Below are 12490 nucleotides of genomic sequence, written 5' to 3' on the forward strand. Positions count from 1 at the left end.
GGAGCGGTTAGGCGTCAGCCAACCGCTCCGGCGGCCCGGCTGAAACCTGAAACCTGAAATATAGAACCGTTGACCATGAGAATCAGCCGAATTTGCGTCTTGCTCGTTGCCGTAACGCTGACCGCGCAGGCGCAGAAACTGCCGGATAAGAAAGCCATTTTAGCTAAAATGACGCTGGCCAATGCCTATTTCAGGCAAGCCTGGACCGATCCCGGTAAGGAAATTGTAACCAATAAAACGAGGGCCAGCAACATCTGGACCAGGGCCGTGTATTACGAAGGGCTGATGGCCTTGTATGGCATCGACCCGAAGAAGCCCTATCTGGATTATGCCCTGGATTGGGGCGAAAAACACCAGTGGGGACTTCGCAGCGGCATCAACACCCGCAACGCCGACGACCAGTGCTGCGGCCAGACATACCTTGACTTATACCAGATTGAGCGCAGGCCGGAGCGCATTCACGCCATCAAAGCGTCTATCGACGCCATGGTGAAAAGCGACAAAATTGACGACTGGACCTGGGTCGATGCGCTGCAAATGGCCATGCCGGTGTTTGCCCAATTAGGGGTTCTGGAGAAAGACCACCACAACGGACCGAACCCCTATTTTGAGAAATTGTACCAGATGTACACCTACTCGAAAACCAAACAGGGCGGCAATGGTCTCTACAATCCCGAAGACCATTTATGGTGGCGCGATAAGGATTTTGTGCCGCCCTACAAAGAACCTAACGGGCAGGACTGCTACTGGTCGCGGGGGAACGGCTGGGTTGTTGCGGCTCTGGTGCGGGTACTGGACATCCTGCCGAAAGACGTGCCACACCGGACCGAGTACGAAAAAACGTATCTGGAAATGATGCGGGCACTGCCGCCACTCCAGCGGCCCGATGGCTTCTGGAATGTAAGCCTGCACGACCCCACCAACTTCGGCGGTAAAGAACTAACCGGGACCGCTTTATTTGTCTACGGCATGGCCTGGGGTGTCAATCACGGACTGCTCGATGGAAACACCTACCAGCCCATCATCACCAAAGCCTGGAACGCAATGGCCACCGACGGCGTGCATCCGAACGGCTTCCTGGCCTACGTGCAGGGAACCGGCAAGGAACCCAAAGACGGTCAGCCCGTTACGTATACCAGCAAGCCCGATTTTGAAGACTATGGACTGGGTTGTTTTCTGCTGGCGGGCACCGAATTGTATAAAATGAAACGGTAGGATTGTTTCAGGGTCCAGGGTCAACGTTCCAGCCGGGCCGCCGGAGCGGTTAGGCGTCAGCCAACTTGAAACCTGGAACGTTAAACCTGGAACGTTAAACCTGAAACAGATGGAAGAAATCGCGTTTACCATGAAACTTAAGCCTGGCGTGGCGGCTGAATATGAACGCCGTCATGACGACATCTGGCCTGAACTGTCGGCGGCTTTGACCGAAGCGGGTGTTCGCGACTATTCCATCTACCTCGACCGCGCCACGGGCACGCTCTTTGCCGTTCAGAAGCGCGTGCCCGGCAACACGGCAGAAGCCTTACCTATCCAGCCCATTGTGCAGCGGTGGTGGGCCTACATGGCTGATTTAATGGATACCAACCCCGACCACTCGCCGGTCGTAGTGCCGCTGGAGCGGGTATTTCATCTGGAATAGCTCGTTACTTCTTCGCTTCTTCTACTTTCTTTTCAGTTGGAATGGTAGCCACGTCGCGTTCGCGTTCGGTTTGCTCAACATACACCGCATAATCAGCCGGCTCAATTTTCACCCCGAAGTGATTGGCATAGGCCAGGGTAAACTCGGCCCCAAAGTAGAGAATGGCCGCCGTGTAGTAAATCCAGGTCAGAATAACGATTAGTGACCCAGCGGCTCCGTAGGCTGAACTGGTACTGGTAGTTTCGATGTACAGACCAATCAGGTATTGTCCCAGCATAAACAGAACAGCCGTAAAAATGGCCCCCCAGCGTACAGCTTTCCAGGAAATCTTGGCGTCGGGCAGGACTTTAAAAATGACCGCAAACAGTAGGGAGACAACCGCAGTGCTAATCAGGAAATTAATAGCAGAGATGATATACACCCCAATACCGGGAATAAAACGGGTCATGTAATCGCTCATGGCCAGCACCATACCGTTGACAATCAGCGAAACCATCAGCAGGAACCCCAGGCTGACAACCAGCGAGGAGGAGAGCAGCCGGTCTTTAATGAGTTTCAGCCAGCCCCGTTTGGGTTTAGGCTTCACCCGCCAGATGAGGTTAACCGAATCCTGAATTTCGACAAACAGACTGCTCGCGCCAATCAGCAGGGTGACAATCCCAAGCGCTAAGGCAGTGTTGGTTTTGCCCGACAGCCCCACACTCTTAATCATATCCTGAATCTGTTTGGCCGCTTCGTTGCCGACCAGGCCGTTGATTTGCGAAAAGATTTGGCCGCGAATCGCTTCTTCGCCCAGAAAAATACTCACTACTGAAATAATAAGTACCAGCAGGGGGGCTAACGAAAAAATGGTGTAATAGGCCAGCGCTGCACTTAATTTAAGGCAGCGGTCATCCTGAAAACCGCTGAACGCATCCTTGAGCACAGTCCAGAGGTTGGGGAAAAAGCCTCTATTCGTATTCTTCGTCTTATCGCCCTGCGTCTCCTTCGTCTCTTTGTCCTTGGTATCCCCGGTCTCCATAGGTATTGAGTCGGCGAACAGTTTCCTGTAGAACCGCATGAATAAATCTTTCATGAGCGTCATGGTTGGATTGCTGAGTGAAGTAGCTTCAATCCATTCAGATAACTAAACCAGCGGGAAGTTGTTACTGGTTGGGCCTGATGTAGCCATTTGAGGCAACTAAAACGCAAAACGTCCTGGCAGTCTTTATTTTTTTGAACAACCTTTATCGCTCCCGGTTCGGAGTATACACTCGACTTACTCCAACCCCTTATGACCCCTGCTAAAGAACCGCGACGGCTGGATAAACGCCCCCCTTCATTACCGCCTGTTCACACGGTAACCCTGACCGTGAATGGCACTGAAACCCAGCTACAGATTGCCCCCTGGACCAGTTTGCTCGATGCCCTGCGCGAGTATATGCACCTGACGGGCACTAAAAAAGGCTGCGACCACGGCCAGTGCGGAGCCTGCACGGTGCTGGTTAACAACAAGCGCATAAATTCGTGTTTGACGCTGGCTATTATGCAGGAGGGTGCCCAAATCACCACCATCGAAGGGCTGGCCCAAACCCACACCGATGCGCCGGATGGCCTGCATCCCCTGCAACAGGCGTTTATCGACTACGATGCCTTTCAGTGCGGTTATTGCACGCCCGGCCAGATTTGCTCGGCGGTTGGGCTGATGAATGAGGGAAAAGCCCGGACAACCGCCGACATTCGGGAACTGATGAGTGGCAACATCTGCCGGTGTGGGGCCTATACCAATATTGTCGATGCGATTGAGGAAGTAATGAACAAGAATCAGAAAACGGCATGAACAGCTTCACCTACTTCCGGGCCGAGGCCGTAACCACTGCCGTAAACGAGCGGGCAGCCGAACAAACCGCAAAATTCATTGCAGGCGGTACCAACCTCATCGACCTGATGAAGGAAAATATCGAACGGCCCACGCACTTAATCGACATTAACCGCCTGCCGCTGGCCACCATCACTGAAACCGTTGCGGGTGGATTACGCTTAGGTGCGCTCATGACCAATGCCGACACCGCTTATGATGAGCGAGTTATTCAGCGCTACCCGCTTTTGTCGCAGACGATTCTGGCGGGGGCCTCGCCCCAGCTACGCAACATGGCTACCGATGGCGGCAACCTGCTGCAACGCACCCGCTGCTATTATTTTTACGATTTAGCCACGCCCTGCAACAAACGCGAACCCGGCTCGGGCTGCTCGGCCCTCAATGGCTACAACCGGATTCATGCGATCCTGGGGACACGGGAACGCGACCGCAACGGCGAACTGGCTCAACCTCAGTGCATTGCGACCCACCCATCGGATATGTGCGTGGCCCTGGCCGCTCTCGAAGCCGAGGTGCGCGTGACGGGACCGAATGGCGAACGCGTCATTCCGATTGCCGATTTTCACCGGCTCCCCGGTGATACGCCCCATATCGACAATACCCTCCAGCCCGACGAACTTATAACGGCCATCGACCTGCCCGCCAAAGGCTTCCCCGACAACTTCATGTACCTGAAACTCCGCGACCGGGCTTCTTATGCCTTTGCGCTGGTATCGGTAGCGGTTGGGTTGGAACTGGACCGGAACGCTGGCCGGGGCGACACCATCACAACGGCCCGGATTGCCCTCGGTGGGGTAGCCCACAAACCCTGGCGTAAACCCGAAGCCGAAGCCATGCTGGTTGGAAAACCTGCTACCAACGAGAACTTCCGGGCTGCCGCCGAAGTATTGCTGGCGGGCGCTCAGGGGTATGGGCACAATACCTTTAAAATCGAGCTGGCTAAACGCGCCATTGTGCGGGCATTAGGCCAGGCTGCTAAACTCGAACCAACCGCATGAATACGTCAGCAATAAGCAACTCAACAGCCGTGACCCCGTCAATCGGCCAACCCATCAGCCGTGTTGATGGGATAGAGAAAGTAACGGGCGTAGCCAAATACGCTGCCGAGTTCTTCTCGCCGGATTTGGCCTATGGCTATGTCATCTCTAGTGCCATCGCCAAAGGAAAAATCAAGCAAATCGACGCGGGTGATGCGCTGAGCCTGCCGGGCGTTTTACAGGTTTTTACCTATGAAAACCGGCCTAAAACCGCGTGGTTCGACATCAGCTACAAAGACCAGGACACGCCACCGGGCTCGCCTTTTCGACCACTGCACAATGAGAAAATCAACTACAGTGGGCAGCCCATTGCCTTAGTGGTGGCCGAAACGTTTGAACTGGCCCGCTATGCTGCGTCGCTGGTCAGGATTGACTACAAAGAAGATACCCACGAAACCGACCTGGAAGCGAATCTGCACGAGGCCCGCAAACCCAAACATGGCGTGGCCGACCTGCTGAAACCACCACCACCCAAACCGCGCGGTGACTTCGAGACGGCGTTTGCCGAGGCCCCGGCAACCATGAACGGGCGGTATGTACACGCAGCCGAACACCACAACCCGATGGAAATGTTTGCCACGACGGTCGTGTACGAAGCCGGTAAAAGCGGAAAACAGGCTGATGAGAAACTAATCATTTACGACAAAACGCAGGGCGTTACGAACAGCATTCTCTACGTCTCGCAGGTGTTCAATATTCCCTTCAAAAACATACAGGTGCTCTCGCCCTATCTCGGTGGCGGTTTCGGGTCGGGTTTGCGCCCACAATATCAGTTATTTCTGGCCGTGATGGCGGCCCGCGAACTGAAGCGGTCGGTAAGGGTGTCGCTCACGCGTCAGCAGATGTTTACCTTCGGCCACCGTCCGGCAACGGTGCAGAATGTAGCCCTGGGTGCGCTGGCCGACGGAACCATGACCGCACTCTATCATGACGCCGTGGGCGAAACCTCGCAGTTTGAAGATTATACGGAGGTGGTCGTTAACTGGGGCGGAATGATGTACCCGGTCGAGAACGTGAAACTGGATTATAAATTGGTGCCGTTAGACGTGTACACTCCGCTCGACATGCGTGCGCCGGGGGGCGTAACGGGGATGCACGCTCTGGAGGTAGCCCTGGATGAACTGGCGTATGAACTCAAAATGGACCCGCTCCAGTTACGCCTGAAAAACTACACGGAGGAGGACTACAGCGAGAAAAAACGACCGTATTCCAGTAAGGAACTCCGGGAGTGTTTTCGGCAGGGAGCCGAGCGATTTGGCTGGAGCAGCCGCAGCCATGAACCGCTTTCGATGCAGAAAGACCACAACCTGATTGGCTGGGGCATGGCCACCGGCATTTGGGATGCTCATTATATGCCTGCCCGCGCCGAAGCGGTGCTGATGGTGAACGGAAAACTGCGGGTGAGCAGCGCCACCGCCGATATTGGCACCGGTACGTACACCATTATGACCCAGATTGCCGCCGACACGCTGGGGTTGCCTATGAGCGACGTGCTGTTTAAATTAGGTGATACCGACTTCCCCATTGCGCCTATTTCGGGCGGCTCCTGGACAGCCGCAACCATTGGGTCGGCGGTGCAGGCTGCCTGTCAGGAAGTTGGCAGGACATTGCTCAAACTGGCTAAAAAAATGCCTGGTTCACCCTTTAAAGGCGCGAAATGGAAAGATATTGAATTTGCCGACAAACACCTGCGACTCAAAAGCGACCCATCAATGGCCGTTTCGCTACAGACGCTCGTTGACCAAAACGGTGGCAAAGCCATTCGGAAAACAACGGGCACCCTGCCAAACCCGCTAAAACTGATGAAGTACACCCGGTGTGTCCATTCAGCCGTGTTCGTGGAGGTTATGGTGGATGAAGAACTTGGCACGGTGAAAGTAACGCGGGTGGTGACGGCCGTGGCGGGTGGTCGCATCCTGAATCCGAAAACAGCCCGGAGTCAGATTCTGGGCGGCATGGTATGGGGCATCAGCAAAGCCCTGCACGAAGAAAGCGCCTTAGACCATACTTTCGGGCGGTTTATGAACCACAACTTAGCCGAATATCACGTATCCGTCAACGCCGACATCCACGACCTCGACGTTATTTTCGTGGAGGAACACGACGACATCGTGAATCCGCTGGGCGTGAAAGGGGTAGGTGAAATCGGTATTGTAGGAATGCCAGCCGCCATTGCCAACGCCGTCTTCCACGCAACGGGCAAGCGCGTGCGGGATTTGCCCATTACGCTGGATAAGTTGTTATAGGTATTTTTTTTGACAGGATTACAGCCGGGCCGCTTGTCTTTCGTTTTGTTGATGATACTCACGCTGCTCTGAAAGTCGACCCGAACGCCATCCTGACCAAATCGGCGGGTTACGGTGTCATAGTGGGCCGTTTCGATAAATCGCCACAGCATCACAACCGTATTGGGGTCCTGCCAACTACTGCTGCGGCCACCTTCCGGGTGTCGCCACCCCGGCACAACCGTTGGGGTAAGGGTAAGCGGAGACACTGGAAAGGTTGTTGTTCTGTTCCGCAGTTGACCTGGCAGATGAGTAAAAAATGGCAAATAGCTTGTAAGTCACTAATTTATTCTGTTGATTCCCACACAACCAGAATCAACCTTCCTTATGTATCCGCAACGGATGAAACACCTGCTACTTCGTTTACTTATTCTTACGCTCCCTGTTTCATCTGCCAACGCACAGTCGTTCAAACCGAAGCAACTGCGCGAAGCCACTATCGACCAACTGCACACCGCCATGCAGACTGGCAAACTGACAGCGGTTCAGTTGGTGCAGCTTTACCTCGACCGGATTGAGGCCTACGATAAACAGGGTCCCTACCTCAACGCCATCATTCTCGTGAACCCGAAGGCGCTCACCGAAGCCCGTCGGCTCGATTCGCTGTATAAAGCGACGGGTAAGCTGGTTGGGCCGCTGCACGGCATTCCGGTCATCGTGAAAGACAATTACGACACCTACGATATGCCAACGACTAATGGGACGCTGGCCATGAAGAATTCCATCCCGCCCGACGACGCATTTGTGGTGCGGAAAATCCGGGAAGCCGGGGCCATCATCATTGTCAAGTCGAATCTGGCGGAGTTTGCCTGGTCGGGGCACTTTTCGGTCAGTTCCATCCTGCCGGGCTATTCCCGAAATCCCTACGATACGAAGCGCACAACGGCGGGTTCGAGTGGGGGAACGGCGGCTGCCGTCGCGGCCGACTTCGGAACCATTGGGCTGGGCACCGATACGGGCAGTTCCATTCGGGGGCCTGCATCGCACCAGAGTTTAGTAGGATTTCGGCCAACGCTGGGCCTCGTCAGCCGCGACGGCATTGCGCCCTTAGCCATGACAAACGATACGGGTGGGCCAATCTGCCGGACGGTGGCCGATGCTGTGCGGGTGCTCGACGTAATGGCGGGCTACGATAAGGCCGACTCGGTGACCCATCGAAGTGTCGGGAAAATTCCGGCGACATACCGGCAATTTCTGGATAAGAATGGGTTGAAAGGGGCACGAATTGGTGTGTTTCGTCAGTTATGTATGCCCAAAAACTCTGACCCGCAAGTTTATGCCTTGTTCAATAAAGCACTGGACGAACTGCGGGCAGCCGGAGCCATCGTGGTTGATTCGGTTCGGGTAGCGGAATTGGATACCATCAACAAGTCTTACGATACCATTCCGCAACTGAAGCGCGACTTCAACCTGTATCTAACCAGCTTGGGGCCGAATGCACCCCACAAAACCCTGGCCTCCATCATCAAATCGAAGCAGTATCACCCGTTTCTCGAAAAAACCTTACTCGACGCGCAGGCCGATACGCTGGCCCCCGAAGCCCACAAAGGCTGGGCTAAGAACATGGGGCTGCGCGAACGACTCCGGCAACTACTGCTCCGGGCAATGGATTCGACCGGGGTTGATGCGCTGGTCTATCCGTCGTTTAGTTACCCGCCCCGGCTCATCGGCGATTTGAACACGCCGTCGGGAACGAATAATAACGCCCTCGCGCCCCCGACGGGCTTCCCGGCTTTTACCGTTCCGATGGGCTTCACCTACACCAGCTTACCCGCTGGTTTGCAGTTCTTCGGGCGGCCCTTCAGCGAGCCTGTGCTCGTTCGGTTGTGTTATGCCTACGAGCAGGCAACCCTCCACCGACGACCACCGGAAAGTACGCCAGTTCTGCCAAAGCGGAAACGAAGAATCGCCCGAATGTAATTGCACAACTTAATCATGAAATCACGTTTAGTTTGGTTCTGGCTGGCAGTCATGCTCATTTCCGGTTGCTCACTGGCGCAGTCAACGTCTTCCGGGTCATCGGATATCGCTAAGATACGTGCCCTGCGAGCGCAGTCGAACCGGGCGATTCAGGCCCGTGACCTCGTCGCTTTTGGGCAAACGATGCTGCCCGATATTGACGTGACGCGGGGCAGTGGCCCGCACCTGTCGGGGCGCGATTCGGTGCTGGCGTCGGTAGCAGTACAGTTCAGGGATGCTAATTTTCTGGGGTATGTTCGCGAAACCGATAGCATACGGGTCAGTACGTCCGGTCCTCTGGCGGCTGAGCAGGGTCACTGGACGGGCCGTTTCCAGCGCCCCGACGGCATTCAAACCCTGACGGGCGTTTATCTGGCCATGTGGCGCAAGACCGACGTGGGCTGGAGAATCCGCTCCGAACTTTTTGTAAACTTAGCCTGCACCGGAAGCGCAGCCTGTGGGAAATGATTGACTAATTTTTCAACAAAAACTCATTTCTACCCATGAACTGGTAAGTTCAGATTAAGCACTAAATTCGCATGTCTGGACCTTCCTTTTGTCCGTTTCCCTACGTTGAATGCAAAACATATCTGTACGAACAGACCAATTTTTAGTCGGTGGTGGTGAAATGGGTGCCCGGATTCGGACTTTCGACTGGTCAAAAACGGCTGTTGGTCCCATCGAAACGTGGCCGCAAAGTCTCCGCACAGCCATCAACATTCTGCTTCACTCAGGCCAGCCTATGTTTGTCTGGTGGGGGCCGGAACTGACCCATTTCCATAACGATGCGTATTCACCCCTGCTGGGCAGTCGCTATGCCACCGTTATCGGCAAAGGGGGAGCGCAACTCTGGCCGGAAATCTGGGATCAGCTAATCCCCATAGTACATACTGTTTTTCAAGGCGAGCAGGTACATGATAAAAACCGGATGCTGTACCAAAACCTGCTGGACTTTGCCGAAGAAAAATGGGCCAGCGTATCATACAGCCCCATTAGTACTGAAACTGGAACGGTTGGCGGGTTATTCTGCACCTGTCACGACGAAACGAATAGTATACTTGATGTGCTTCAGCAACGGCGTTTACAGGCATTTGCCGAGTTGACGGGCGGCACGCCATTGGCCGATGAACCCGTTGACATGAAGAGTCCGTTGGCCTTGGAACCGGTAAACCCATCAGGTCAGTATCAGGCCAACGAACAGTTTCGTCGCCTGCTTGAACAGGCCCCCGTTGCCATTTGCATCTTATACGGACCCAACCACATCGTTGACTTTGCCAACGAACGCATGTGCCAGATATGGAACCGGACAACTGCCGAAATTGTGGGCAAACCCATGTTCGACGTTCTGCTCGAAGCCCGTAATGCCGGTTTTGAGGAGATACTGGCAAGCGTGTTGACAACGGGCGAAACGTTCGTCTATAGCGAGATGCCCGCAACCCTTATCCGCAACGGCACGCTGGAGACCGTCTATGTGAGTGCGTCCTACCAGCCCATGCGTGAGGCCGACGGCGCCATAAACAGCGTGATGGCTGTGGTGACGGAGGTGACCGAATCGGTGCTGGCCCGCAGGAAGATTGAAGAAAGTGAAGCCCGGTTTCGCCAGTTAGCCGACTCCATGCCGCAAATCGTCTGGACTGCCCGGCCCGACGGTTTCTTAGACTATTTCAACCAGCGATGGTACGAGTATGCCGGTGAAGACCGGGGATACGGCGACGCGGGCTGGGCGTATATGCTTCACCCCGACGACCTTCAGCGGTGTTTCGACACCTGGGCCTACAGCCTGCGTACCGGCGAATTTTACCAGATTGAGTTTCGCTTGGACGACCCCCGTAATCCGGGCGTGTACCGCTGGTTTCTGACGCGGGCTACGGCCATTCGGGATGGTAATGGCCTTATTACAAAGTGGTTTGGCACCTGCACGGACATTAACGAACAGAAACGATTGGCTGAATTACTGGAAACCCGTGTGGCCGAACGAACGCAGGAATTAAGCCGGGCCAACCACAATCTTGAACGCTCAAATACCGACCTCCAGCGGTCTAACGACAATTTACAGCGGTTTGCTTATGTAGCCAGCCATGATCTTCAGGAGCCGCTGCGGAAAATACAATCTTTCGGCGATCTGCTCAAAAATCAGTTTGCCGATCAGTTAGGCGAGGGCATCGGCCATTTGGAGCGAATGCAGATAGCCGCCAGCCGGATGTCGGGTTTGATTAAAGATCTGCTGGCCTACTCCCGCATTACAACGCAACGAGAGTCGTTTGTGGCTGTGTCGCTGGATAAGGTCATGCAGGGCGTACTGACCGATTTAGACCTGGTTCTGCAGGAGTCGGGCGCGGAGGTCGAGATTGCCTCGTTGCCGGTAGTGCGTGGAGAATCGTCGCAATTAGGCCAGCTTTTTCAAAACCTACTGTCTAACGCCATCAAATTTCGGCAAGCTGACCGACCCCTGCACATTCGGATTGGGTGCCAGAAGATACCGGCCACCCAACTGCCCGATGCCGTAAAACCGACCAGCAGGCACGACGCTTTCTACCAGATTTCGGTAGCTGATACCGGCATTGGTTTCGATGAAAAGTATTTGGACCGCATTTTTGAAGTGTTTCAGCGGCTGCATGGCCGGAGTCAGTATGCCGGTACGGGAATTGGACTGGCTATTGTGCAAAAGGTAGTCGAAAATCATGGAGGAGCTATTACGGCCAACAGCCAGCCGGGCCAGGGCGCTACATTCTGGGTATATCTGCCGGCGCTGTAGATAGAAACAGGTAAAACAGAATTATGTATTGCAGTTATTAATTGTTTCGGTATATTGTGCATTATATGTGCAAATCGACCACCGTAAACGTTAGTAATTATGACTAAGATCGAAATTGACCTCGATGCACTGTCGCGGTACAACCTCACCCCGAATCAATACATTTTTTTATTTTTAACCCACACCCGGCAGTACGCGGCCATGTATAAATTCGGCCAGGAAGGCCCCAGCTTCTCGGCCGAAGAAATCAGTAACTTAGTTGACCGGGGATTGATTCTCAACCTTAACAAGGCCGGTTATTACTACATGGACTTCTTCATCCTGACGGACGAACTGGGCCGGGACCTCTTCGATCAGGACCGCGAAAAGGCCGCCCTGGAGTTCTGGAATGCCTACCCAATCTTCCTGCGCGATTCCCGAACGGGGGAGACCTTCTCCCTGCTGACCACTGATAAACAGCAGTTTTTAAAAGACTATTACGTCCGCATCGGTCACTCCGAACCAAAGCACCGCCGGGTCATGGAAGGCCTCGACTACGCCATCGACAAAGGACTCATCGACCTGACCATCCGTCAATGGCTCGACTCCGAGCAATGGAAACTACTGCTGGAACTCAAGGCGTTAGACGAGGTAGCGAAACTCGTTTAGTTATCCGCCTGAGGGGGCAGGTTTTCTAAATCGAGCAGGTCCTGGGGTTCAACATTGCGTAGCTTATTACGCTCAATCGGTGTTGACGATTTAAGTACTTGTCGGCCATTGCCTAACGGTGGGTTTTTGGGGTTTGCGTAGTAGATAGCTTTGGCCCGCCGAATCAGTTTAAGCGCAGCCGCCAGGCGTTCCTGTGGCGTTTTGGCCCACCAGTATGAACGGTTCGGCGCTCCGATTGTCGTACACATGAATCTCGTCGGGATTGCTGGATTTGCGGACAGGAGGCATGGCAATAGAGATTAGCGCAGA

The 12490-nt window shown here is 54.4% G+C and carries 11 protein-coding genes; 9 read left to right on the forward strand and 2 right to left on the reverse strand.

Going from position 1 to position 12490, the window contains the following annotated elements:
* Window positions 1-75: 75 nt before the first annotated feature.
* Window positions 76-1215, forward strand: coding sequence for a glycoside hydrolase family 88/105 protein (locus ACYVI1_RS01965; protein WP_460906142.1), 1140 nt, complete (start codon window positions 76-78; stop codon window positions 1213-1215).
* Between the two features lie 109 nt (window positions 1216-1324).
* On the forward strand, window positions 1325-1639 hold the full coding sequence (gene rhaM, locus ACYVI1_RS01970; protein WP_460906144.1) for an L-rhamnose mutarotase: 315 nt from the start codon (window positions 1325-1327) through the stop codon (window positions 1637-1639).
* Window positions 1640-1643: 4 nt separating this feature from the next.
* Here rhaM and ACYVI1_RS01975 read toward each other — a convergent pair whose 3' ends face one another.
* Window positions 1644-2714, reverse strand: a complete 1071-nt coding sequence (locus ACYVI1_RS01975) for a YihY/virulence factor BrkB family protein (protein WP_460906146.1) — start codon at window positions 2712-2714, stop codon at window positions 1644-1646.
* 198 nt (window positions 2715-2912) lie between these two features.
* On the opposite strand from ACYVI1_RS01975, the gene ACYVI1_RS01980 reads away from it, so the two are divergent.
* The 7 genes from ACYVI1_RS01980 (at window position 2913) to ACYVI1_RS02010 (ending at window position 12181) form a co-directional block, all read left to right on the forward strand.
* Complete coding sequence (locus tag ACYVI1_RS01980) at window positions 2913-3458, forward strand: (2Fe-2S)-binding protein (RefSeq protein WP_460906148.1); 546 nt, start codon at window positions 2913-2915, stop codon at window positions 3456-3458.
* Window positions 3455-4495: an FAD binding domain-containing protein gene (locus ACYVI1_RS01985; RefSeq protein ID WP_460906150.1), complete on the forward strand. Its 1041-nt coding sequence runs from the start codon at window positions 3455-3457 to the stop codon at window positions 4493-4495. Before ACYVI1_RS01980 ends, ACYVI1_RS01985 begins: the two co-directional genes overlap by 4 nt.
* Window positions 4492-6780, forward strand: coding sequence for a xanthine dehydrogenase family protein molybdopterin-binding subunit (locus ACYVI1_RS01990; protein ID WP_460906152.1), 2289 nt, complete (start codon window positions 4492-4494; stop codon window positions 6778-6780). Before ACYVI1_RS01985 ends, ACYVI1_RS01990 begins: the two co-directional genes overlap by 4 nt.
* A 381-nt stretch (window positions 6781-7161) precedes the next feature.
* Window positions 7162-8739, forward strand: coding sequence for an amidase family protein (locus ACYVI1_RS01995; RefSeq protein WP_460906154.1), 1578 nt, complete (start codon window positions 7162-7164; stop codon window positions 8737-8739).
* A gap of 15 nt (window positions 8740-8754) precedes the next feature.
* Entirely contained in the window at window positions 8755-9246 is a 492-nt protein-coding gene (locus tag ACYVI1_RS02000) for a YybH family protein (RefSeq protein WP_460906156.1), read from the forward strand.
* Between the two features lie 109 nt (window positions 9247-9355).
* Window positions 9356-11533 carry an ATP-binding protein gene (locus ACYVI1_RS02005; protein ID WP_460906158.1) on the forward strand — a complete coding sequence of 726 codons (2178 nt, stop codon included), beginning with the start codon at window positions 9356-9358 and terminating at the stop codon, window positions 11531-11533.
* A gap of 99 nt (window positions 11534-11632) precedes the next feature.
* On the forward strand, window positions 11633-12181 hold the full coding sequence (locus tag ACYVI1_RS02010) for a hypothetical protein (RefSeq protein WP_460906160.1): 549 nt from the start codon (window positions 11633-11635) through the stop codon (window positions 12179-12181).
* Here ACYVI1_RS02010 and ACYVI1_RS02015 read toward each other — a convergent pair.
* Window positions 12178-12429 (reverse strand): hypothetical protein, encoded by a 252-nt coding sequence (locus ACYVI1_RS02015; RefSeq protein WP_460906162.1) that lies wholly within the window; start codon window positions 12427-12429, stop codon window positions 12178-12180. The two genes, ACYVI1_RS02010 and ACYVI1_RS02015, sit on opposite strands and share 4 nt — an antisense overlap.
* Window positions 12430-12490: the final 61 nt, after the last annotated feature.

The organism is Spirosoma areae (genome assembly GCF_054781775.1).